26 protein-coding genes and 2 tRNA genes are annotated in these 23390 nt (G+C 53.4%); 25 read left to right on the top strand and 3 right to left on the bottom strand.

Annotated elements, in window-relative coordinates; all coding sequences use genetic code 11:
- Window positions 1-51: 51 nt before the first annotated feature.
- The 21 genes from NHM04_RS03730 (at window position 52) to NHM04_RS03630 (ending at window position 18337) form a co-directional block, all read left to right on the top strand.
- The gene (locus NHM04_RS03730; protein WP_254265707.1) at window positions 52-2340 is read left to right on the top strand and encodes a DNA internalization-related competence protein ComEC/Rec2; all 2289 of its coding nucleotides are present in this window, start codon (window positions 52-54) and stop codon (window positions 2338-2340) included.
- Between the two features lie 107 nt (window positions 2341-2447).
- Window positions 2448-3077 carry a MotA/TolQ/ExbB proton channel family protein gene (locus tag NHM04_RS03725; RefSeq protein ID WP_254266591.1) on the top strand — a complete coding sequence of 210 codons (630 nt, stop codon included), beginning with the start codon at window positions 2448-2450 and terminating at the stop codon, window positions 3075-3077.
- A 13-nt stretch (window positions 3078-3090) separates the two neighbouring features.
- Window positions 3091-3516, top strand: coding sequence for a biopolymer transporter ExbD (locus NHM04_RS03720; protein ID WP_254265706.1), 426 nt, complete (start codon window positions 3091-3093; stop codon window positions 3514-3516).
- Window positions 3517-3519: 3 nt separating this feature from the next.
- Window positions 3520-4581 carry a tetraacyldisaccharide 4'-kinase gene (lpxK, locus tag NHM04_RS03715; RefSeq protein ID WP_254265705.1) on the top strand — a complete coding sequence of 354 codons (1062 nt, stop codon included), beginning with the start codon at window positions 3520-3522 and terminating at the stop codon, window positions 4579-4581.
- Complete coding sequence (gene kdsB, locus NHM04_RS03710) at window positions 4578-5363, top strand: 3-deoxy-manno-octulosonate cytidylyltransferase (RefSeq protein WP_254265704.1); 786 nt, start codon at window positions 4578-4580, stop codon at window positions 5361-5363. The genes lpxK and kdsB overlap by 4 nt, the downstream gene beginning before the upstream one ends.
- A 6-nt stretch (window positions 5364-5369) precedes the next feature.
- Window positions 5370-5849: a low molecular weight protein-tyrosine-phosphatase gene (locus NHM04_RS03705; protein ID WP_254265703.1), complete on the top strand. Its 480-nt coding sequence runs from the start codon at window positions 5370-5372 to the stop codon at window positions 5847-5849.
- A gap of 2 nt (window positions 5850-5851) precedes the next feature.
- Window positions 5852-6901 (top strand): UDP-N-acetylmuramate dehydrogenase, encoded by a 1050-nt coding sequence (gene murB, locus NHM04_RS03700; protein WP_254265702.1) that lies wholly within the window; start codon window positions 5852-5854, stop codon window positions 6899-6901.
- A gap of 38 nt (window positions 6902-6939) precedes the next feature.
- Window positions 6940-7515, top strand: coding sequence for an alpha-ketoglutarate-dependent dioxygenase AlkB (locus NHM04_RS03695; RefSeq protein WP_254265701.1), 576 nt, complete (start codon window positions 6940-6942; stop codon window positions 7513-7515).
- A 119-nt stretch (window positions 7516-7634) separates the two neighbouring features.
- Window positions 7635-8285, top strand: coding sequence for a response regulator (locus tag NHM04_RS03690; protein WP_254265700.1), 651 nt, complete (start codon window positions 7635-7637; stop codon window positions 8283-8285).
- 39 nt (window positions 8286-8324) lie between these two features.
- A complete protein-coding gene (gene uvrC, locus NHM04_RS03685; RefSeq protein WP_254265699.1) occupies window positions 8325-10151 on the top strand; it encodes an excinuclease ABC subunit UvrC in 1827 nt (608 codons plus the stop codon).
- 72 nt (window positions 10152-10223) lie between these two features.
- Window positions 10224-10787: a CDP-diacylglycerol--glycerol-3-phosphate 3-phosphatidyltransferase gene (pgsA, locus tag NHM04_RS03680; RefSeq protein ID WP_254265698.1), complete on the top strand. Its 564-nt coding sequence runs from the start codon at window positions 10224-10226 to the stop codon at window positions 10785-10787.
- Between the two features lie 106 nt (window positions 10788-10893).
- Window positions 10894-10967: transfer RNA gene (locus NHM04_RS03675), tRNA-Cys, on the top strand.
- A gap of 47 nt (window positions 10968-11014) precedes the next feature.
- Window positions 11015-11103 (top strand) — tRNA-Leu (locus NHM04_RS03670).
- A 541-nt stretch (window positions 11104-11644) separates the two neighbouring features.
- On the top strand, window positions 11645-12595 hold the full coding sequence (gene accA, locus NHM04_RS03665; protein WP_254265697.1) for an acetyl-CoA carboxylase carboxyl transferase subunit alpha: 951 nt from the start codon (window positions 11645-11647) through the stop codon (window positions 12593-12595).
- Window positions 12596-13660: 1065 nt separating this feature from the next.
- Window positions 13661-14278 (top strand): DUF3885 domain-containing protein, encoded by a 618-nt coding sequence (locus NHM04_RS03660; RefSeq protein WP_254265696.1) that lies wholly within the window; start codon window positions 13661-13663, stop codon window positions 14276-14278.
- Window positions 14279-14391: 113 nt separating this feature from the next.
- On the top strand, window positions 14392-14874 hold the full coding sequence (locus tag NHM04_RS03655; protein ID WP_254265695.1) for a hypothetical protein: 483 nt from the start codon (window positions 14392-14394) through the stop codon (window positions 14872-14874).
- A gap of 110 nt (window positions 14875-14984) precedes the next feature.
- Complete coding sequence (locus tag NHM04_RS03650; RefSeq protein WP_254265694.1) at window positions 14985-15314, top strand: DUF2489 domain-containing protein; 330 nt, start codon at window positions 14985-14987, stop codon at window positions 15312-15314.
- Window positions 15315-15344: 30 nt separating this feature from the next.
- On the top strand, window positions 15345-15791 hold the full coding sequence (locus NHM04_RS03645) for a DUF4262 domain-containing protein (protein WP_254265693.1): 447 nt from the start codon (window positions 15345-15347) through the stop codon (window positions 15789-15791).
- Window positions 15792-15904: 113 nt separating this feature from the next.
- On the top strand, window positions 15905-16600 hold the full coding sequence (locus NHM04_RS03640) for a suppressor of fused domain protein (RefSeq protein WP_254265692.1): 696 nt from the start codon (window positions 15905-15907) through the stop codon (window positions 16598-16600).
- 311 nt (window positions 16601-16911) lie between these two features.
- Window positions 16912-17130 (top strand): hypothetical protein, encoded by a 219-nt coding sequence (locus NHM04_RS03635; RefSeq protein WP_254265691.1) that lies wholly within the window; start codon window positions 16912-16914, stop codon window positions 17128-17130.
- Between the two features lie 628 nt (window positions 17131-17758).
- A complete protein-coding gene (locus tag NHM04_RS03630; protein WP_254265690.1) occupies window positions 17759-18337 on the top strand; it encodes a phosphoribosylglycinamide formyltransferase in 579 nt (192 codons plus the stop codon).
- Between the two features lie 312 nt (window positions 18338-18649).
- On the opposite strand, the gene NHM04_RS03625 is transcribed toward NHM04_RS03630, so the two are convergent.
- Complete coding sequence (locus NHM04_RS03625) at window positions 18650-19189, bottom strand: energy transducer TonB (RefSeq protein ID WP_254265689.1); 540 nt, start codon at window positions 19187-19189, stop codon at window positions 18650-18652.
- Between the two features lie 94 nt (window positions 19190-19283).
- Window positions 19284-19607 (bottom strand): stress response translation initiation inhibitor YciH, encoded by a 324-nt coding sequence (gene yciH / locus NHM04_RS03620; protein ID WP_254265688.1) that lies wholly within the window; start codon window positions 19605-19607, stop codon window positions 19284-19286.
- A gap of 92 nt (window positions 19608-19699) precedes the next feature.
- Between yciH and NHM04_RS03615 the strand changes: the two genes are divergently transcribed.
- From NHM04_RS03615 to NHM04_RS03605, 3 genes are read left to right on the top strand one after another with little or no spacing between them, the layout of a single operon-like run.
- On the top strand, window positions 19700-20035 hold the full coding sequence (locus NHM04_RS03615; protein ID WP_254266590.1) for a cytochrome c: 336 nt from the start codon (window positions 19700-19702) through the stop codon (window positions 20033-20035).
- Complete coding sequence (locus NHM04_RS03610; protein WP_254265687.1) at window positions 20032-21228, top strand: serine hydrolase domain-containing protein; 1197 nt, start codon at window positions 20032-20034, stop codon at window positions 21226-21228. The genes NHM04_RS03615 and NHM04_RS03610 overlap by 4 nt, the downstream gene beginning before the upstream one ends.
- Before the next feature lie 6 nt (window positions 21229-21234).
- Window positions 21235-21444: a SlyX family protein gene (locus NHM04_RS03605; protein WP_254265686.1), complete on the top strand. Its 210-nt coding sequence runs from the start codon at window positions 21235-21237 to the stop codon at window positions 21442-21444.
- Between the two features lie 30 nt (window positions 21445-21474).
- Here NHM04_RS03605 and NHM04_RS03600 read toward each other — a convergent pair whose 3' ends face one another.
- Complete coding sequence (locus NHM04_RS03600) at window positions 21475-22911, bottom strand: M48 family metalloprotease (protein ID WP_254265685.1); 1437 nt, start codon at window positions 22909-22911, stop codon at window positions 21475-21477.
- A 202-nt stretch (window positions 22912-23113) separates the two neighbouring features.
- Here NHM04_RS03600 and NHM04_RS03595 point away from each other — a divergent pair, with 202 nt between their 5' ends.
- Window positions 23114-23386, top strand: coding sequence for a sulfurtransferase TusA family protein (locus NHM04_RS03595; RefSeq protein ID WP_254265684.1), 273 nt, complete (start codon window positions 23114-23116; stop codon window positions 23384-23386).
- Window positions 23387-23390: the final 4 nt, after the last annotated feature.

Below are 23390 nucleotides of genomic sequence, written 5' to 3'. Positions count from 1 at the left end.
ACGCCGTGGATACCCCGTTTAGCTATGGCGCAAATAAGATCAGGGACGATAATGCTTTATTTGCTTTTCGCTGTTCTCGCCGGCTTGGCTTTGCCGGGCTTTTTACCCTCACTGTTGTCTTTGTGGCTGATTTTTGCGGCGCAGCTGCTTGCCGTGGCACTGGCATTTGTGCACCGCTCCCGCCGTGTCAAACATCTGTTGTTCGGGGCTGTCGCTTTTTGTTCGGGGCTCGCCTGGGCGACTTATTATGGTGAAATGCTGGTGGCCGAACTGCTGCCAGGCGCGCTTGTCGGGAAGGATATTCAGGTGCGCGGGGCGGTGTCCGACGTTGATTCAAGCAGTTCTCGCCGCCTGCGTTTTCTACTGGCGCCACAGCCTGGCTTGCAGGAATTGCCATCGCGCTTACAGCTCAGCTGGTATGGGTCGCCGGATTGGGCAAGGCAGCTAAAAGAGGGCGATACCATCTCGGTTCGTGTACGGCTCAAAAGGCCGCGCAGCTTTATCAACCCGACAGGGTTTGACTACCGTCTGTGGCAGCTGCGCCGAGGTGTCGGGGCCACCGGCTATGTGCGCAGTGATGGTCCGCAAGAGTTGTTGGCCCGGGCCGATAAGAAAAGCCTGCGCGGGCAATTGCGTCAGTGGCTGGCAGAGGCCAAGCCGAATAACTTAGCGATATTACGGGCACTGCTGTTGGGCGAAAGAGACCTCATTACCGATTCTCAGTGGCAGCTGTTTCGTGCCACTGGCACCAGCCATTTAATCGCCATATCCGGCTTGCACATTGGTTTGGCGGCCGGTTTGGGGTACGCCCTGGGGTTGTTGCTAGGGCGCGGGCTGATTTTGCTGTGGCCCGTTCCCGCCGTGATCTGGGCGATGCTGCTGGGGGCTCTATCTGCCTGGGCCTATGCGGCCTTGGCCGGGTTTGCGCTGCCTACCCAGCGCGCTCTGGCTATGCTGCTGTTGTTTTACCTTGCCAGAGGCACTGGCCGCCTGACCGGAGGTGCGGGTATTTTGCTGCTCGCGGCGGTGGTGGTGTTAACCCTGGAGCCGCTCAGTGTGCTTGATGCGGGCTTCTGGCTGTCTTTTCTCGCCGTGGGTGCGCTGGTGATGGTGTTTAGCGGTGTGGTGTCACTGCGTAAAAGCAGCTCTTGGCGCTTGTTATGGCGACCTCAATGGGTGGCGTTTATCGCGCTATTGCTGCCTTTGGCGCTGTTCTTTAATCACTGGTCTATTGTCTCGCCACTGGCCAACATTATCGCTATTACCTTAGTGAGTGTATGGGTTGTGCCCTGGCTGTTTGCCGCCGCGCTTTCATCTGCTGTGCTGCCCTTCGTGGCAGCACTGTGTTTGTACTTGGCTGACCAGGGCTTGAACTTGCTTTGGTGGTGGTTGGATCTTCTACTAAACACGGCCGAGGCACTCAGCCTGCCAGTGCAGGCGAGTATCTATTTGCACGGTTTGGCTCCCTGGCTACTGGGGCTGGCCTGCATTCTCTTGCTGTTACCCCCAGCGCTGCGGTTGCGTCCACTGGGCTGTGTGTTGGTGATCAGTGCCTGCAGTTTGCCGGCGGTACCCGCGCCGCCTTTGCGTTTAATTGTGTTGGATGTCGGACAGGGATTAGCGGCGGTGGTGATGACCGAAAGTAAAACTCTGGTGTACGACACAGGCCCCTGGTTTGGCGAAGGCTTTAATGCCGGGGCGGACATTATCGCGCCTTATTTGCTGTCCCAGGGACGGACGCAGGTCGATGCGTTGGTAGTCTCTCACTCGCATAGTGATCACGCCGGCGGTGTGCAAGGTCTGATGGAATCCCTGTCGGTTAACCAGGTGTATGCCGGCGAGCCCATTGAATCCTTGGAAATTTCCCAATACCAAAATTGTCACACCTCGCCTGATTGGGAGTGGCAGGGAGTGAGATTTGAGTTTTTATCCGCTCCTGGGCGGGGCCGTTCTGAGGGCAATAACGCATCGTGTGTTTTAGCCGTTCACGGCCTGGGCAAGACACTGCTGCTGCCGGGGGATATTGAAAAGCAAACAGAAGCGTTATTGGTTTCTCAGCTCGATCCCGTTGATGTGTTGCTGGCGCCACATCACGGCAGTGCGTCATCGTCCAGTTGGTCTTTGTTGAGTTCGGTAAGGCCGGGCTACGCGGTATTCTCGGCAGGTTTTAAAAACCGTCATGGCCATCCGCACCCGGATGTAGTGGCTCGCTATCGCAAACTAGGTAGTACTTTATTCAATACCGCAGAAGATGGCGCCTTAGAGTTTGTGTTTCCAGCGGTGGGCCCAGGCAGGGTTATTTCCTGGAGGGAGAAGCGTCAACGCTACTGGCGTGATTGAGCTCTGTCACAGTTAATATTTCTGGCGCTCACCCAAAATTGCAGGTCTGTGGTAGTCTTATGCGCGTTTCCCGATCCATAAAAAGCCTGTCAGAAGAGGATGAGTGTGTGTTTGAAGTGATTGCCGCTGGCGGTTGGTTAATGCTGCCGATTATTTTGTGTTCAGTCGCCGTACTGGCAATCAGCGCCGAGCGCTATTGGAGTTTAAATCCCAACAAAATTGCTCCGCGCCATTTGCTGGCGCAGGTGTGGGGTTGGATAAAAAACAACGAGCTTAACGCCGAGCGCTTAAAAGAGTTAAAGCAGTCTTCACCCTTGGGTGAGATTCTCTCTGCCGGTCTTTCCAATTCGCGCTACGGCCGCGAAATTATGAAAGACTCCATCGAAGAAGCCGCCAATAAAGTGATCCACGATTTAGAGCGTTTTGTCGGGGTGTTGGGCACCATCGCTGCGGTGACGCCGTTGCTCGGTTTGCTGGGTACCGTGTTTGGCATGATCGAAGTGTTTAACGCCATTATGCTCAAAGGCTCAGGCAATGCCGGCGTATTGGCAGGTGGCATTTCTCAGGCGCTTATCACAACCGCTGCGGGTCTGTGTGTGGCCATTCCAGCGATGATCGTGCATCGCTACTTCCAGCGTCACATCGATTACTTGGTGGTCACCATGGAGGAGGAAGCCATTAAATTGGTGGACGCCCTGCACAGCGATCGCCGCGTCGATGTAAAAGCCAAGCGCTAGGTGAGGGCAGACCGTGCAGTTTCGTAGACAGTCGCGCGAAGAAGACAGCATTAACCTCACGCCCTTGATTGACGTGGTGTTTCTGCTGCTGATCTTTTTTATGGTGTCCACCACCTTTACCAAAGAAACCCATTTGGAAATCGACTTGCCCGAGGCCGTGGGTGAGGCGTCGACCGACACCCCCGAGCCTTTGGAGATTGTCGTCAATGTCGAAGGCAATTACGCCATCGATGGTAAATCGCTGGTGAATAACCAGTCGGCTACCTTAAAAGCAGCCATTACCGAGCTTGCCGGCGAAAATACCGATCAGCCTTTGATTATTACGGCCGATGCTAAAGCCCCCCACGAGGCGGTAGTGCGAGTGATGGACGCCGCCGGGCAGCTGGGGTTTGTCAATTTAAGCATTACCACCCGCCGTCCCGAGGGCCAGGCCGAATAACCTATGTCTGATAACGCCGAGCGCGAAACCCGCTGGCTAACTGCCTGGTACGAAGGCAAACGCTGGGTGTACTGGCTGTTGCCGCTGGCGGGGTTGTTTTATCTTGTCAGCAAAGCCCGGCGCTGGTGGCTCGAACGTTTCTGCCAAACCCGTTTGCCCGTGCCCGTAATTATTGTGGGCAATTTATCGGTGGGCGGCACGGGCAAGACTCCGGTGATTATCGCGCTGGTTAAATACCTGCAGCAACGCGGTTACACCGTGGGCGTGGTAAGCCGCGGTTACGGCTCGCAAGCGCCCGAGTATCCCTATGTTATTTCTGCAGCCTCTACAGCCCAGCAGGCAGGCGATGAGCCTTTATCCATTTGGCGGGCCACCCACTGCGCGGTGTGCATTGACGCCAATAGGGTCGCCGCGGCGCAAACGCTGGTGCGCTCGGGGTGTGATCTGATACTTGCAGATGATGGCCTGCAGCACTACCGCCTGGGCCGTGATATTGAAATTGCGGTGCTCGATGCCGCCCGCGGGATGGGCAATGGTTTTTGCCTGCCGGTGGGGCCACTGCGTGAGTCCGCTTCGCGCCTGCGTCAGGTCGACTTTGTGATAACCAATCAAACCCAGTTGCAGGGCGACACCGCGCCTGTTCTGCCCGCCGAAGTGCAAAGCTTTAATATGCGCTTGCAGCCTCTGCATTGGTACCGGGTGGCGGACTTACAGCCGCTGCCGCTGGAGACGATACCTGCGGGTTCGGCCGTGCATGCGGTGGCAGGTATTGGCAACCCGCAGCGGTTTTTCGATACCTTAACCCGATTGGGACTGCGCCCAGAGTGCCATATTTATCGCGATCATCATCAATTTACCCCTGCCAACTTTACCTTTAAGGCGCCGCTGCCCATCGTGATGACCAGCAAAGATGCGGTAAAGTGTCAGGCTTTTGCCAAGCCCGACTGGCTGGCATTAGAAGTTGACGCGGTGCTGGATAAGCGTTTTTGGCCGCAGTTGGACAGGGCGCTGGACAGTCTTGCGCCCGTCGAATCAACGCCTTGTAAGAGTGATACAAACCCATGAGTTATTTGGTTGTTATTCCCGCCCGCTACGGCTCCAGCCGCCTACCGGGTAAGCCTCTGGCCGATATAAACGGCCGGCCCATGATCGAACATGTATACCGTGCCGCGAGCAAAAGTTCGGCATCGCGAGTCATTGTCGCCACCGATGACACCCGAGTTGCGGAAGCGGTAACAAGCTTTGGCGGTGAGGTGATCATGACCCGCGATGATCATGTGTCAGGCACCGATCGACTACAGGAAGTAGCGACCCAGTTAAATCTTGGCGAAGACGAAATCGTGGTGAATGTTCAGGGCGACGAGCCCTTGATACCCGCCCAGGTGATTGATCAGGTGGCGCAAAACCTGGCGGCCAATACATCCGCCAGTGTCGCTACCTTGTGCGAGCCATTGGCAAGCTATCGCGATTTTCGCGACCCTAATATTGTCAAAGCCGTCGCCGATCAAACGGGTATGGCGTTGTATTTTTCCCGCGCGCCCATTCCCTGGCCGCGCGATGACGCCCAGGTATTGACCGATCAACCGCTGCCGTCAGACTTTGCCGCGCGCCGGCATATTGGTTTATACGCCTATCGGGTGTCTTTGCTTAACCGGTTTGTGCACTGGGCGCCAGCGGCGTTGGAGCAAATAGAATCGCTGGAGCAGTTGCGCGTACTGGCCTATGGTGAGCGCATTCATCTGGCCGAAGCCTGCCGCGCCGTGCCCGGTGGGGTAGATACCCAGGCCGACCTGGACCGCGTGCGCGAGCAACTTACCTGCAGCGAGCAACTTGCACCCAAGGAGTAACACCAGATGCCGGTAAAAGTACTGTTTGTCTGTCTCGGCAATATTTGCCGTTCCCCTACCGCCGAAGGTTTGTTTCGCGCTGAGCTGGCTAAGCGGCAACTGGTGGATAAAGTGGCTACCGATTCTGCCGGCACCGGTGCCTGGCATGTCGGTAAAGCGCCCGACCGTCGCGCAATTGCCGCTGCCGCCGAGCGAGGTATCGATATCAGTACCCTGCGAGCGAGGCAGGTGGATACTGCCGATTTCGAAACTTTTGATTATATCGTCGCCATGGATGAATCCAACCTTATGGACTTGCAGGCTATGCAGCCGGCCGGATTCAAGGGCACCTTGGCCTTGTTTTTGGATTACGCGCCCCAGAGCCCCGAGCGCGAGGTGCCCGATCCCTATTACGGTGGTGCAGAAGGTTTTGAACATGTGCTGAACTTAGTGGAGCAGGCCGCTGCCGGTTTGCTGAACGATATTCGCCAGCAGCATCTGTCTTAGTTATGCCTTTAATCCTGCCCGAGTTTAACCTCGCCCGCCTCAACACTCTGGCCTCTCCGGTTACCGCCTGGGCCTATACCAGTGTTGCCAGTCGCGAAGAGGTGGCAGAGGCCATCGGTTATGCCAAAGAGTACAAGCTGCCGGTTTTGCCGTTAGGCGGGGGCAGCAACTTGGTGCTGGCTGCCAATTTGAACGCCTTGGTGGTGCACCTGAATTTGCGCGGCATTGAGCTGGTGGACGAGTCCGACAGTGAGGTATGGGTGCGAGCCCAGGCGGGGGAAAACTGGCATGAGTTTGTGCAGTACTGTTTGAATATGGGCTGGTATGGGCTGGAGAATTTATCCCTGATACCGGGTTCGGTAGGGGCGGCGCCCATTCAAAATATTGGCGCCTACGGTGTAGAGCTGGAGTCGGTATTCGCAGAGCTCAGCGCCATTGAGCTCAGCTCACAGCTGGCCGTCACCTTTACTCGCGACAGCTGCGGCTTTGCCTACCGCGACAGTGTTTTCAAAAACCGCCTGAAAGATCAGTACATTATTTGCGATGTCACCTTTAAACTACAAAAAACGCCGCAGCTGGTGCTCGGTTACCCCGCGCTGGCCGAGCGCTTGGCCGACATCCCAGAAACAGAGATAACCCCCCAGCAGGTGAGCGCTGCGGTAACGGCTATCCGCCGTGAAAAGCTGCCCGACCCCGCGCAAACTCCTAACGCTGGCAGTTTTTTTAAAAACCCCATGGTGCCCCAGGCACAGTTTGCTGCCTTGCAACAGCAATATCCGGACATTGTCGGCTACCCGGATTCAGCCTCGGGCCAGGTAAAACTGGCGGCTGGCTGGTTGATAGATCGGGCGGGGTTTAAAGGTGCTACTCGCAAAAGCGCCGCCGTGCATAAAGACCAGGCACTGGTGTTGACTAACCCGGGCAAACAAAGCGCCCGCTATGTGCTTGAGTTGGCTCGCGAGATTAGCGCAACAGTCAACGAGCTCTATGGGGTGGCGCTGGAAATCGAACCGCGTGTTTATCCCTCAGATGACTCAGCGGCAGCGCCGTGAGCCAGGCAGACCTTTTTAGCTCGCAAGGCCCAGCGTGTGTGATCGATCGCGACGGCAGGGCGGTGCACTTTGGGCAGTGGTTACCGGACCATGAGGCGAGTAACTATTTTGACGTGCTGCGCGATACCCTAAGGTGGGAGCAGAACCTGATTAGCATGTACGGCAAGACTGTGCCCATTCCCCGTTTAAACGCCTGGTATGGCGATGCCGGCAGCCGCTATCAGTACTCGGGCGCAAGCTTCACCCCCTTTCCCTGGACACCAGAGCTTTTTGCATTAAAACAGCAGTTAGAAAGATTTAGTCATTGCCGCTTTAACAGCGTACTTGCCAATTTGTATCGTGACGGCAATGACAGTGTTGCCTGGCACAGTGACGATGAGCCGGAGCTTGGCCCCGAGCCCGCCATCGCTTCGGTCAGCTTAGGCCAGACCCGCCGCTTCACCCTGAAGCATAAGCGTGATAAGCAGCAGGTGGCATTGGATCTCGCCCATGGCGATCTACTCCTGATGACCGGCGCACTGCAAAAAAACTGGGTCCACCAGCTTGCTAAAACCCGTTCGGCTCACAGACCTCGGATCAATTTAACCTTTCGCTGGGTATACCCCAAAAGTTAGTGGTACCACGCAGGGTTTAAATGCTGCTAATATTGACTGAAAATAATCAGATTTTACGGCACTTTAGAGGTGCACAAGTGGTATTAGAGTGAGATTAATCTCTTGCTCGAGGGGGTTGGGTGACAAGAATTCTGGTCGTAGATGATCATGACCTGGTGCGAATGGGCATAGTTCGTATGCTCAACGACGTAAGCGGTTACGAGGTAATCGGCGACGCCAAAAGCGGCGAAGAAGCCGTTCGTAAAGCCCGCGAACTCTCCCCCGATGTAGTTCTTATGGATGTCAAAATGCCCGGCATAGGGGGTTTAGAAGCCACCCGCAAAATGCTCGCGGCCCGCCCCGGGGTAAAAATCATCGCCGTTACCGCCTGTGACGATAGCGTGTATCCGTCGCGCCTGCTGCAAGCCGGGGCCCGAGGCTATGTGACTAAAGGTACAGGCTTTACCGATATTACTGAGGCCATTGACACGGTAATGTCCGGCCGCCAGTTTATGAGCAGCACCATTGCCCAGCAGCTGGCGCTGCGCACCATCAGCGGTGCGAGCGATCGCTCTCCCTTCGAACGTCTGTCCCAGCGCGAGCTGGAAACCGCCATGCTTATTGCGGGCGGGCACAAAGCGCAGGACATTGCGAATACTTTTTCCGTGAGCCCTAAAACCGTCAACAGTTACCGCTATCGCATTTTTGAAAAGCTCAGCATTAACTCCGATGTTGAGCTGGCGCTGCTGGCGGTTAAATACAACCTGTTAGACCCCGAAGCGGTGGTATAAAGCCCTAAACTTTGGGTGTTTGGCGTTATACTCTCGCTCATGGCAGAAACTCAATTCAACTCCAAACAATTTTTAGCCAACCAGACCCAGGCCCCGGGCGTTTATCAAATGTTCGATGCCAAGGGCGACATTCTCTATGTGGGTAAGGCGAAAAATTTAAAAAAGCGCCTCGCGAGCTATTTTCGCCGCACCGGTTTAACTCCTAAAACCGAAGCGCTGGTGTCGCGTATTGCACGCATCGAAGTGACCATTACCGGCAGCGAAAGCGAAGCGCTTATTCTTGAGCAAAACCTGATTAAGGCCAATCGCCCACCGTACAACATCTTGCTGCGGGACGATAAATCTTACCCCTATGTTTTCGCCTCCTCCGGCGAGCCTTACCCGCGGTTGGCCTTGCATCGCGGCGCCAAGAAAAAGCGCGGCGACTACTATGGCCCCTACCCGAACGTGGGGGCGGTGCGCGACAGCCTGAACTTTTTGCAAAAGACCTTTAAGGTGCGCCAGTGTGAAGACAGCGTTTTTAAAAACCGCTCGCGCCCGTGTTTGCAATACCAGATTGATCGCTGTACCGGCCCCTGTGTGGACTTAATCAGCCCCGAGGATTACGCCAAAGACGTACACCATACCCGGCTGTTTTTGCTGGGTAAAAATCAGCAGTTGTTAAAAGAGCTGGCCGACGACATGGAAGCCGCTTCCACGGCGCTGGAGTTTGAGCGCGCCGCCGAGCTTCGCGATCAAATTGGCGCGCTACGTCAGGTGCAGGCGCAGCAGAGTGTGGAAGAGGGCAGTGGCGATATGGACATAGTGGCCGTCGCTTTGCAAAGCGCGAATGCCTGCGTGCACACACTTTTTATTCGCCAGGGGCGTATTCTTGGCAGTCGCAGCTATTACCCCAAATTGGGCCTGAGCGAAACCGAGGCCGATGTGCTGGGAGAATTTCTGCCGCAGTTTTACCTTGGTAGCGGGCGTGAAGTGCCCGCGGCGATTGTCACCAGTGTTGAGCTTGCCGAGGCGGATATTCTCAGTGAAGCTCTGGCCGAAGCGCGTGGTGCCAAAGTCAGTATTACTCATAAAGTGCGCACCCATCGCGCCAAATGGGTACAGATGGCCCAGCGCGCCGCAGAGCAAAATATAATCGCCCGCATTAACAGCCGTAAAACCGTCACCGACCGCTTGCTGGCGCTCCAGGATGTGCTCGGCCTGGATGAAGTGCCCGCGCGTATGGAGTGTTTTGATATCAGTCATTCCAGTGGCGAGCTGACCGTAGCCTCGTGTGTGGTGTTTGATAAAGAAGGCCCGGCTAAATCCGATTATCGTCGCTTTAATATTGAAGGCATCACCCCCGGCGATGACTACGCGGCGATGGAACAGGCTCTAACGCGCCGCTACACCCGCCTGCAAAAAGGCGAGGGCAAGCTGCCGGATATTTTGTTTATCGACGGCGGTAAGGGCCAGCTGGGGGTGGCCAACAGCGTCATGGCCGAGCTGGGGGTGAAAGGTGTGTTGCTGGTGGGGGTGGCTAAAGGCACCACTCGTAAGCCCGGCTTTGAAACCCTGTACAACGCCGACACTGGCCAAGAAATTGTGCTGGGCGGGGACTCGCCCGCCTTGCATGTGATTCAACAAATTCGCGACGAGGCCCACCGCTTTGCCATCACCGGGCATAAAAACCGGCGTGATAAGAAAAGACGTACCTCCAGCCTGGAGGGAATTGCCGGGGTAGGGCCGGTGAAACGGCGCGAGCTGTTGCGCCACTTTGGCGGCTTGCAGGAAATTGCCCGCGCCAGTGTCGATGACTTGGCCAAGGCTTCTGGCATCAGTCGGGCGTTAGCCGAGGATATTTATCACCATTTTCATGAACAGTGATGCCAACGCACTATTTTAGTGTTCGCTGGTGTATCATCGGCGATTGAATTCAAGTAACTAAGCAGTTGTTTTATGACTCTGGCCAATCAGCTGACGCTTATCCGCATCGCGCTCATTCCATTGTTCGTGTTGGTATTTTTTCTGCCGTTCCAATGGGCACATTTCGCCTCGGCACTGATTTTCAGCGCCGCCGCCATCACCGACTGGGCCGATGGCTACGTGGCTCGCAAGTACAACCAGTCCACCAAGCTCGGCGCCTTTCTCGACCCCGTCGCCGATAAACTGATGGTGGTAATTGCCTTGGTACTCTTGGTTACCTTGCATACGGCGGCCTGGTTTGCGGTGTGCGCCATTGTGATTGTGGGGCGCGAGATTGTTATCTCGGCGCTGCGCGAGTGGATGGCCGAATTAGGTCAGCGCGCCAGCGTGGCGGTGTCCTATATTGGCAAGGTAAAAACCACCTTGCAGATGGTGGCGATCATTGTCTTACTGGCGGATATCCCCGCACTGCGCTGGGTTGGATTTATCGCCATGGTGGCGGCAGCGGCGCTCACCCTCTGGTCAATGTTGCTGTATCTCAACGCAGCGAAACCCTTTCTGCTGGCCGAGATGGACAGCGATTCGGACGAAGGCTGATCTAACCGCTTAATAATCAAGCAGTTAGCAGGGCCAAATACACATTTTTTGCGAATTAATGGTAGGCAGCCCGGATTTTTTGGGCTAGAATGCCGCCCTCTTTTATGGCGCGATAGCAAAGTGGTTATGCCCCGGATTGCAAATCCGGTTACGCCGGTTCGATTCCGGCTCGCGCCTCCACTTTTCCACAGGTCTGCTGTGGATCTTGGCCCTAGGGCCCGCCCAACGCCCGGGTGGTGGAATTGGTAGACACAGCAGACTTAAAATCTGCCGATCTTAATTGATCGTGCCGGTTCAAGTCCGGCTCCGGGCACCATTATCTTCTTTTTTTGATCAAGTAGTTCTCTGGGCACCGATGCCGTGCCAAACAGTTGCTGCCGGCCTTGAACCGGTCCCCGGTCAAGTGACTCGCGCGTCCATGCGCTCGGCCCTGCGGGCTAGCTATCGCTATCTAAATCGGCTCCCGGCCGATTTTTCCGGCTCCGGGCACCATTATCTTCTTTTTTTGATCAAGCAGTTCTCTGGGCACCGATGCCGTGCCAGACGGTTCCTGCCGGCCTTGAACCGGTTCCCGGTCAAGTGACTCGCGCGTCCATGCGCTCGGCCCTGCGGGCTAGCTATCGCTATCTAAATCGGCTCCCGGCCGATTTGTCCGGCTCCGGGCACGATTCTCTTTTTGCGTTAAAGCTATTTCTGTTGATTGGTGTCAGTGCCAGTTGGTAGTTGCTGCCTTGGGCGGAGCAGGGGGGTACGCTAAAGGTCGACTAAATCTTTACATTCGCGTATCTTATGCAGCCCGATACTTAAAATTATTGTGAGACTGCCCGCGGGCGGGCTCGGAAAACTCAAGTGGAATTATGAACCTGAATTATCTGGATTTTGAACAGCCAATTGCGGTGCTGGAAGGCAAGATCGAAGAGCTGCAGCTGGTCGGTAACGACAATGATCTCAATATTACCGACGAAATCTCCAAGCTGCGGGAAAAAAGCACCAAGCTGACCGAGAGTATCTACACCAACCTGACTTCTTGGCAGGTGGTCCAGGTGGCACGTCACCCACAGCGCCCCTACGCGACCGATTACATCAAGCGCATTTTTACCGACTGGGACGAACTGCACGGTGACCGTCACTTCGGTGACGACAAGGCCATTGTCGGCGGCGTTGCCCGATTGGACGGTAAGCCGGTGATGGTGATCGGCGAAGAAAAGGGCCGCAGTGTTAACGACAAGGTAATGCGTAATTTCGGCATGCCCAAGCCCGAAGGTTACCGCAAAGCTCTGCGCTTGATGGAAATGGCCGAGCGCTTCAAGCTGCCGGTATTAACCCTGATCGACACCCCCGGGGCCTATCCTGGCATCGACTCGGAAGAGCGGGGCATTAGTGAGGCCATCGCACAAAACCTGGCGGTTATGTCGCGCCTTAAAACTCCTATTATCTGCACCGTGATCGGGGAGGGTTCTTCCGGTGGCGCACTGGCCATTGGCGTGGGCGACCACCTGAACATGCTGCAGTACTCGACTTACTTTGTTATCTCGCCGGAAGGCTGTGCCAACATCATCTGGAAAACCGTTGATAAAGCGCCCCTGGCCGCAGAGGCAATGGGTGTTACCTCGACCGTTCTGGAAGAGCTTGGCATTGTCGACGAGACCATCCCCGAGCCTCTGGGTGGCGCCCATCGCGATATCGATGCCATGGCGCAAACGCTTAAGGTTCGCTTGAGCGAGCAGTTGGATACCCTTGCAGGCGTGCCGTTGGATGAGTTGCTTGAGAAGCGTTACGAGAGGTTGATGAGTTACGGGAATCCGTAAGTCTTTTGTTTTTTTGGAAAGCCCCTTTCTTAAGGGGCTTTTTTGTTTATATGCCTGTGTCGCCGGGCGTTGCGAGTTACTTTTTAGGGGTAAAAAGTAACCAAAAACCTTGCCCAACATCTGGCCCCTGCGGCGCGAAGCGTCCGGCCAGCAAGCACAGCCTGCTGTCGTTCGGTTACGCGCAAAGCAGTGCTTTGCAAACGCTAGACCTCACCCCTCCCTCCAGCCTGTTTTTGCGGGCCGCATCGACAGGCCACAGCCCAGGCTGCCTTCTCTTGCTTCGCAATTCACCTTGTCCCTGGCCTGACGATGCTTGTGCGCACGTCCTGTGCGCGTACCCCCAAAAAGCAGGCCTCCGCTCGGCGGGCTCTACGGGGCCCAAAAGCGGCACTTCGTAGCTGATGACTAAAGCCTTGGTTTATTAAAAAGCAGTGACGGCTCAGATTGTAGTAAACGGGTAAAACGCAGCGTAGGCTCAAAGCTATGTTGCCGGTAATCATTATTTGCCATCGAACTTCAGACGTTCGACGTAAGACGCTAACCCATTGCCGAACAGACAAAGCTATGGCACTATTTTCATCAAGTGCTTGTGGGTTTGGGTGACTTGTCTTAACCGTATCAATCCCACAGCTAGGCCAGCGGAAAGGTAGGATAAACAGTGCATCGGGACTGATGTGCGAGCACTTCTCCCTTCTGTTTTGAAATTCCATACTTTTTCCAGGCACACTATGGCGTGTTCTAAGCGATTGGTTTTTGGTTGCCAAAGCCAGTGTTGCTGTAGAAAGTGAGCCGGCTCACTTTGTTTTTCCAGTTTGGCTGATATTGCTGGAACAAAAGCGATACTGTTCAGCTGTTTAGAGCGTAAAGCTAAGACTCTCAAGTAAGAGTGATACATTGCCAGTGTGAAAGTAAGACGGCTTCTTTACACACTGAAATAAATACGCCAAGTGGCCACTAATATGAGAGTTATGAAAGGCTTGAAAGCACTTTTTAAAAGTTTTCTAGGGAAGATACATTGCCAGGCGTTTTTTTCAATTCGCACATTAATAAGCTGTTAAGGCTCCAATGAAGATCGAGCAAAGGATCAGAAAAATATTTGGTGAACGGGCTTTTGAAAGGCCCATTTTCTACAACAATCTGGGCGGCCTAAGATTTGAACTAGCTGAGGGTGGAGACTGGCTTGAACAGTTCCAGCTCGCTCATAAAAAAGCGCAAGAGATATGCTCAAATATCTTTGAAGATGAAATTGTCTTGTGCATTCGTATCTTCGGCAGAGAGTCATTGCTATCCGTTTTGTCTATTTTGAAAGAGTTAAGGTGTATCGGCTTATATCCTTCTATGAAGAAGGAGCACTGGAAAGAGAAAAACGAGGAAGACCCAGAGTGGGTCACAGATGAAGATGAATATTGGCACACTGTTGCTTTTACTCTGCCAAAGGATGCCTTGAACAAATTGTTGTGGTGTAGTTTGGCCTGCGATCAAGGAATAAAGCCCTGTCCGCCGGCGGAGTATTACTTGTTCGATCTTAAGAAATCTATCGAGGTATGTCCGTATGATGACCGGGGTATGGATGTAGTTGGCCCCAATCACAATTTTCTAGCTGAGCTATACAATAAGTTTTCTAGCTATCTACTTGATTGCGATCGGGAGGCAATGGATACTAGCTTCCAGAAAAAGCCTTAACAAGCCCAATCAGTCGGAAATATTTTCCGTTACTTGTTTTATGCCTGTCGCTACGCTGGCACAGAACAATCTACTACAGGTATTCCGCTGTTGCAGGAGTTGAGCGCATAATAATGTACGTAACTAAAAGTGAGATTAAACGTGGAATACTGTCTGGGTTGGCCTTGACTTTATTGATGCTGGCGTTTGGTTCTGATGGCTTTTTGCCTGCACCAAAGCCAAGCGCTCTAATGGAGTTCACGGGGCAGGTGGAAGAAGTGAATTACCTAGAGAAAGCACGCAGCTGGAAGATCGCGCTGGCATCACCCGCTGACAGACGAGTTTTTCACATTCCGGCGGATTTGTACCTATCACTGGGTCGTGATGTCCACGTCGGAGATACTGCGACGGCGAAGCTTCATAGACGCTTGCCACTAGGAAAGATTCGTGCGTGGGAGCTGACGGTATCAGGTAGTAAAGTACTTTCATACCAAGACAGCGTAAATCAGCAGCGGCCACCGCGAAAAATAATTGGCCTTGCTTTAATGATGATTGTAGGGTTTTCAATTGGGATGACGTTTATGCAAATAGCTCATCGGCCAAGGAAGAATGCTTAACAAACTGTTGCAGTGCATTCCGGCACCTCCGGTGCCTCCATCGGACAGACTTTCCATCGCTTCGCGCTTACAAGTCTGCCGCTGAACAAGGGCGTTAAGCATCAGTAATAATGAACCACGAAGATTACGTAAATAAAAAGAAGAAAAGAGTCATTGAGGTGGCGCAAGGTATGCTAGATGGATCTGTTGATTATTTAGAGGGCTCTATTGAGCTAGCTTCATTAAGCTTTCAAGTTGAGGCTCCTGATAACGATGCTGATTTCATTAAATTTATCGCAATAGCTTCTGAAATAGATCATCTTCCGATCGGTAAGGTTAGACAATATTGGTCGCCAAATGCACTCGAGCGTAACGAGACAGAAATTAAAAAATCAAAGAAATGGGCGAAAGAGTTCTCGCTTGAGCACTGTAAATCACTGGTGGCGCGGTATAGTGCTTAACAAACGCAGGCAGTTTGCAAAGGATAGGTCGTGGATAAAGTTGAAGAAAAGGCATTAAAAGATATAGAGGAATGTGGTTGTCACGTTCTTCATGTCATGCAGGAAGGTGAATATCCCCGGTTTTCTTATTCAATTGGTATCCAAAGATCCACCGGCCAACCTGAATTGATTGTTACAGGTTTAAAGCAAGAATTGGCGCATTGGATAATTAACGAATATAGCAACCGCATTAAAGCTGGTGAAATATTCTCTCCTGGCAACTTTTATGATGGGTTTGTTGGTGGCTTCGACGTAACGTTCAAAGAAGTAGAAGAAAAACACTACCAAGAATACTTCGGCTGGGCTCAGTGGCTGTATAAGGGTAATAACTTTAATGCTCTCCAACTAATATATCCTAGCAAGTCTGGAGTTTGGCCTTGGGAAAGAGGTGCCCCAGCCGATTTTACTTGGTTTATACCGAGGTTGTATGCAAGCTAACAAGGCGGGTAAGCTCAATTCGGCTGCAAAAAAAAGCGCAGCCTGAGCGGGACGCGCTACACGTCGTTTCGCACATGCACGCCTTACCTTGGCGTTAGATCAAAAGGATACCTATGAGCACTGAAGTTTATGATCAAACTAATGAAGTCCGTGACACTTTGTTTAGCTCATTAGGCAATGTTGACCCTGATGTTATTGGGCACATGATCAATCCAGCGTTTATGGGTGGGCCTCAGTGGCCTTCTCTTCGTCAGGCATTTAGCATCATTCGAACTAATAAAAGTATAAAGGTTGCTAGCAATGGGCTGTCTGATCCCTTCGAAGATATGGCTGAGCCTAATAATGGTTTCAGGTTAGAGGTTATTGCGGAAACGGCAGAGAAGCTTGAAGCTGACATATATAACACTTGGCTGTTTAAGCTAGTTTACGCAATATCTCAACAAGCAGCCCACAGTAGCCAAATAGCGGATTTTGTTGCAACTCATGGTGTCATTACTATGGAGCTATATGCTGAAGATTGCGGCCTTGAAGAGTTTCAGAATAAAAATGGTATGGTAGGGGTAATTCTTGGTGTTGAAAGTCCAGATATGCCAAAAACCGTTAATTTCCCAGCAGAAGAAATTACATTAGTTACGGTTCAAATTCTAACACCTGATGAGCTTGATTACGTGGCCGAGAAAAGAGCTGAAGGTCGGAAACATATACACGAATTACTTCAGAAAAAAGGTGTTTACCATCGTATTGAACTAAACAGAAAATCTGTACTGGAGAATGGTAGTTCCAAATGGAAGCTCTGGGAAAAGAGCTAACAAACGGACCCACCGGAAAATGAGAAAGGGTGACAGATTTATTTATTGCGTGGTGGATTTATTTAAGTGTTAATCGCTGAAAGCTAAGGCTACGAAGTGCCGAGCTTAAATCTTCTTAGATCCAGCAGAGGAAACCTTCGGGGGCAGGCGTCCAATCTGGATTATGCTCGCTATAAGCGTGAAAGGGTTGCTCATTGCGAATAGCTGTGACCTTGTTTTTTGAATTCTTTGATTTTTAACTACTAGAAGGTCAGCTTAGCTCACTGTGTTACGTGATTTCAAGTCCGGAGCCAATACAAGAAGAATGTAAAATGCCAATAGATGAAATTGGATCAGGTTTGATAGGCGCTATTTTCAGATTTTTCGGGTGGCTTCTTCTTGATGTTGTTGTAGAGGTGTTAATCAAAGGGTTGGGTTATCTTCTTTGTCGCCCATTTAAGAAAGTAGACCCTGACGGTTTTACTGCGTTATTCGTCGGCATGCTCGCTTGGGTCATTATCATTGTGGCTGTGATTGTCATAGTAAAATAATAACTATGATTTCAGAAATAGGTGACAAATTTACTTTTTTGCAATGAACGTTGTATGAGCTGGGTTTTGCCCGATTACATCTGAGCCGAACGGAGGCCTATTTTAGAGGGTAAGTGAGCAGGACGCTCACGCAAGCATGGTCTCGCCATGGATGGCGAGTCTATGCGGCCCTCTAAAATAGGCCGGAGAGAGGGGGGCGGCAGGGCCAGATGTTGAGAAAGGGTGACAGATTTATTTATTGGTGGTGGATTTATTTAAGTGTTAATCGCTGAAAGCTAAGGCTACGAAGTGCCGAGCTTAAATCCCCATAGATCCAGCCGAGTGTAGGTTAATTTGGGTGGTCAATCGTGCATGGACGCGCGATTGAGGAAAAACGCGTGGACCGCGGTTTTTTCCGACCGCCCAAATTAGCCGGAGCGAGGGTACCCGTAGGGCTGGATCTTCGGGGGGCGGTTTTTGGTGACTTTTTACCGCTAAAAAGTCACTCGCCCGTGAGGGCGAAACCCTGATAAGTAAAAGGTGTCAGATCTATTTCGAGATCAAGATCCTATGCAGATCAATATACGCTTATTTTCATTTAAAACAGTGCCCACTTTTGGCGGGGGAAATCAATTTAAGAGGGCTCAGTATGAAGGTTGTTAGCTTTTTAGCTTCGCACGGGGGAAGTTCGGCGAAGAAAATTATCGAAGCTACTGAAGCTGGAGTGTTGAATGCTCGAATTGGCGTGATTATTACCAACAATAAAAATTCAGAAATATATGAGTGGTGCATAGAGAATAACATTCCAGTTGCTCACATTAGCGGGAATACTCATCCCGACGAGCTTTTGAAAGACTTAGCAATAAAGTTCGCGTTAGAAGAAGCCAAAACTGACATTGTAGTTCTTTCCGGTTACATGAAAAAAATTGGCTCAGCAACATTGAACCGCTTTAATGGAAAAATTCTTAACATCCATCCTTCATTATTACCTAAGCATGGAGGCAAAGGACTGTATGGTGACAGAGTTCATAGGTCGGTACTGGAGTCCGGGGATGAGGTGTCAGGAGCTACGGTACAGATCATCAATGAGGAATATGATGAAGGTCCAATTGTTTTTCAGAAAAGTGTACCAGTCCTGCGTGGAGACACCATAGAAAGCCTGAAGTCTAGAGTCCAAGGTATCGAGGGTGAATTATATATACAAGCAATTGCGTCTTTGACCCAATAATCGTCAATCGTTGAAGGCCGTGGTTGCGAAGTGCCGTTCTTAGCCCCGTAGAGCCCGCCGAACGGAAGCCTGCTTTTTGGGGGTAAGCAAACAGGACGTTTGCGCAAGCATCGTCAGGCCAGGGACGGCCTGTCGATGCGGCCCGCAAAAACAGGCTGGAGTGAGGGAACCCGTAGGGCGGGATCTCCGGGGAAGGGTTTTTGGTTACTTTTTGCCCCTAAAAAGTAACTCGCACGCCCGGCGACACGGGCAAACAAAAAACAAAACGTAAGTTTTAACCTTTTAAAGCGAATACGCCAAAGGCGAAAAAAACTAACCTGTTCCCGACAAAACCTTGTCGTACTTCCGGCTCAACATATCGTAAAAACTCTCCCGCGCTTGCAGCACTCCCTGACGCAGGGCGGTGGCCTGTTCGCTGGTGATGTCTTTACGCCCGGCGTATACCTGGCGGCGGAAGGCGACGATTTGTCCGGCGTAAATCTTTAAACTGCGCTCCAGGTTTTTTTCACCCAGCATTAAAAGTTTGGCTTCGGCGTCGGCCATTTTTTGAAAGCTGGCTACCAGCTCTTCGCTTACTTGCGCCAGCTCCATTTTGCGCTCGGCGGGCCAGCGTTCGCCGAACTCTACCGATTCGGTGGCGAGCGAGGCGTATTTGCTGAAGCAGTGGGTGACCTTGCCGACGAAATTCGAGGTTTCTTCCAGGACATCCAGGCGTTTTTGTTCGCGCAGCGAGCGCGGCCCCGGATTTTGGTTGCGCCGGCTCCACCACCACTGGGTGGCAACGGCGACAACGGCGCCAAGGCCTACTTTTAGGGCAGTGTCGAAAAATGAGTAGACCAAGCTGGTTTCCATGAAGGCCTCGAATCAAGCTGTCAGAATAATGGCGTTAGTATGCATTAAGGCCTGTAGAGCAAAAAGCGCGCCATTGGTTTGTTGTGGCTAGGGTTTAGCCGCCAGCCAGCTTGACCTGATAGCCCGCCTTTTCCAGCGCCGCTTTTAGTGTGTCGCGGTGGTCGCCCTGAATTTCAATCACACCATCTTTTACGGCGCCGCCAGTGCCGCAGGCCTGTTTGAGTTTTTTCGCCAGGGCTTTTAATTCAGCGCCTTGCAGGGGCAGTCCTTTTACGGCGCTGACCACTTTGCCGCCGCGACCTTTGCTCTCGCGCCAGATGCGCACAATGCCGTCACCGCTGGGCGCTTCGGGTTCGGGTTGTTGCTCTTTAATGCGGCCCTGGTCGGTGGAGTAAACCAGGCGGGAGTTTTTACTCATGGGGTCTCCGGTGTTCAGTTGGCTCTCAAGTATACCCGAGCATTATCTGTATAATGCCGTCACTTTCAACCGGAGGAGCTGTCACTGTGCGAATGCTGTTTCTTGCCCTGGCTTTGTTTGCTTTGGCCGGCTGCGAACCATCGACTTCTGATGCGGATGCCGGGCCGGTCGATCCTGTCGCCATGGGGGCAAAGAAAGCCCGCGCTTGTATCGGTTGTCACGGTCCCAAAGGCGTGTCACGGGTTGCGTCTTACCCGTCTCTGGCGGGGTTGGATGAAGACTATATGGTCGAGCAGCTCCAGCTTTTTAAATCCCAGCAGCGACAAAACCCGATGATGAACGCCATGGCAGTCAATTTAAGTGAGACTGATATGCAGCATCTAGCGGCTTATTTTGCCGCCCAGCCAAGCCCCGGGGGTGACCGGTGACGGATATTGAAATCAGAGGGCGGTGGCAACCGGGTGCCGAGGCGCTGGTAGAGGCTTTTCGGCAAAACTTTACCGAGTTTGATGAGCAGGGTGCGGCCCTGTCGGTTTACCGGCGCGGTGAGCCTTTGCTGAGTGTGTGTGCCGGTACCCGCGATCGAGGCGCTATCGAGCCCTGGTGCGAGGATACCTGCGTCAATGTGTTTTCGGCGGGTAAGCCTTTGGTGGCCGCCGTGATCCTGCGCCTGGTGCAGCGGGGCTTGTTACGCCTTGACGCGCCTGTGGGGGATTACTGGCCCGAATTTGCCAGCCGCGGTAAAGAAGCCATTACCCTGCGTCAGATACTGAATCACACCAGCGGGTTGAGCGCTTTTCATCCGCGGGTGAAAGACCCGGTGATTTACGATTTCCCCGGCATCGAAGGGTTGCTGGCCTATGAGACGCCCTGGTGGGAGCCGGGCACAAAGCAGGGCTACTCGCCGTTTTTATATGGCTGGATTCTTGCGACTCTTGCTTGTAAAGCTGTGGGCGCTGGCAGGGCAGTAGGCGCGGCTAGCTACGCCGAGGTGTTTCAGGCTGAAGTTGTCGAGCCGCTGGGCCTAAACGCCTTTTGCGGTGTGCCCGCCGAGCGCCAAGGTGCGCTTGCCGATGTCGCGCCACTGAAAAAGCCATTGGGCAGTTTGGGCTCGGCCAGCGAGGGGGCTAACAGCGCTGCCCTGGGGCAGCTGATGAAGGCGGACCCACGCGGTGTCACCAATCGCGCGTTTACCAACCCGATGACCTTGATGAACAGCACCAACACTGAGGCTTGGCGCAGCGCCTGTATTCCGGCGGCCAACTGCCATACGGATGCAAAATCTCTGGCGCGTTTTTACGATGCGCTGCTACACCGCAGTGACTGGCTGGGACAAGACACCCTGGGCGAGCTTGGCGCCGAGTCCAGCAGCGCCAAGGATGCGGTGCTGGGCGTTCCCTTGCGCTTTGGCTTGGGTGTGATGCTGTCGCGGGATGTGGACGATTGCCGTTACGGCAGTATGCAGGGTTTTGGGCACCCGGGGGCGGGCGGCAGCCTGGGCTACGCCGACCCGCACAGGGGTATTGGTTTTGGTTATGTCACCGCAAGGCTCGGCCAAAGCCTGCTGATTGACGCCAGGGCGCAGCGACTTATCGCCGCAATTGATCGCATAGAGGTATAAAGCCAAATGAGCACAGAAATTGAAGATTTACAGAGCCGTTTAGCGTTTCAGGAGGACACCTTGAGCGAATTAAACGCGATTGTCGCACGCCAGGATCGCCAGATAGAAGCGCTTACCGATGCGCTGACGCGTCTGGCTAAAAAGCTGGACGACATGGCTTACGATGCACAGCAGAGTACAGCGACTGCGGCGAGTGAGGTCCCGCCGCATTACTAAAGCCTGGCTGTCAGATACTTTCCTAATGCCTTAATAATTCAGCTCGGACCTTAGTTTCTCGACGTAGCGCAGCCTTTCGGTTAGCAGTGCGGTTTTGTAGTTATCGTTGGTCAGTTTCAGGGCGTTGCGCAGCTGAATAATCGCTTTATCGTAAATGCCTATCTGAATAAAGTACTCGGCCCGCGCCTCGTGCACGCCCAATACATCGCCGGCAAGGCCTTCCACCTCCGCCAGTAAATACCAAAGGTAGGGGTCGTCATCGCGATCGCGCACCACTTGCGATAGATAATCGGCGCAGCTCTGGTAGCGGCCCGAGTCCATCAAGGCCTCGGCGTAGCGCACGATAAACGGGTAGTAGTTGGGTAGTTTGCGCAAACCCGTCTGCAGTTTTTCCAGGGCTTTATCGTATTGCTTGGCGGCAATATCAATATCAATATCCATTACTTGATAAGTCAGGCGCGACGAGTCCTTCTGCCACAGTGGGGCAAAGGCTTCGCGCGCTTTGCTGGCGTTGCCCGCGCGTGAGTAAGCGAGCGCCAGGCCGTAGCGGCTGGCGTCGTCCGATAAACTGTCGCCTTCCAGCTCACCGGTAAATTGCTGCACCGCGCGCTGCGGGCTTTCGGCTTGCAGCACGCGAACACGGGCGCGCATTAAATGAAACTCCAGGCTGTCCTCTTTTAAGGTGCGTGGGTAGCGCATGGCGCGGGCGCGGGCATCGGCCACCCGGCTTTCGGTAACCGGGTGGGTTAGCAAAAAGTCGGGCGGGCGGCGCGAGTAGCGTGATGCACGCAGCATCTGTTCAAACATATCGGCCGCGGCATAGGGGTCATAGCCCGCCTGTATCAGTGTCTCAATACCTAAGCGGTCCGCTTCCTGCTCATTCTGGCGGCTAAAGCGCAGCTGGGCATCGGCCGCCGCTGCCTGGGTGGCGGCCATCGCCGCCATACCGCCATCGCCACTGCCGCTGGCGGCCAACACCAAGCTGGCCAGCAAGGCGGTGTAAAAGGGCAGGGTCATATTGCGCTGCTGCTCCAAACGGCGCGCGTAGTGGCGCTGGCTTAAGTGGGCCAGTTCGTGGGTGAGTACCGAGGCCAGCTGCGCCTCGTTCTGTGAATAGAGAAACAGACCCGTATGCACGCCGATAATATTGCCCGGTGCGGCAAAAGCGTTCATGGTGGGGTTTTCGGCCACGATTAAGTGAAAGTTGCGGTTGCGCAGTTCGCTGTGCTGGGCGAGCTGGCCAATCAGGGTTTCGAGGTAGCGAATCAGCAATGGATCGGATGACGTGGGTATCTGGCTGCGGTAGCTGCGCATAAACAGCTCGCCCAGGCGCTGCTCTTCTTGGAAGGACACAATACCCGATGAGGTGTCGCCGAAATCCGGCAGATTCAAATCGTTGCCACTTGCCGGGGCTATGGGCAGTGCGAGAGTGAGTGACAGCAGTGCACAGGTAATTTTGCGTTTCACTTGGGCTCTAAACTCCGTTGTACGCCCGCTGCATCGCCGATACCGCCGGGCGGGCTGAGCGCATGTTACCACTAGTCAGGCGGGATTATGTACTTGTGCACGGGCGGATTGTTCAATAGCATGTCTCGTCCCGCAGGGCCGAGAGGTGTTGCGGGCGTCTCTATGTGGTTAGCCGTTTTAATCGTTACTGTAAGTCGAGCCTATGACCGAGATTACCAGCAGCAGTTCCGCTCGCGTGGATGAAATTCTGGATGCCCGCGATCTATCCTGCCCCATGCCCCTGCTGCGCGCGAAACAGGCGTTACATAAGATGCCTGTCGGCGCCGTGTTGCAGGTGTTGGCGACCGACCAGGGCTCTGTGAGAGATTTTCGCGCCTATGTGGATTTAACCGCTCACGAGCTGTTACAGCAGTGGCAGGAGCAGGGGGTTTACTATCATGTTGTACGCAAAGGCGAAGCCGGCCCCAGGCCGTAAGGGA

The sequence above is a fragment of the Gilvimarinus sp. DA14 genome (assembly GCF_024204685.1).
Classification (GTDB): Bacteria; Pseudomonadota; Gammaproteobacteria; order Pseudomonadales; family Cellvibrionaceae; genus Gilvimarinus.
The sequence above is the reverse complement of the archived record's forward strand: the minus strand, read 5'-3'. Positions and strand labels throughout refer to the sequence as shown.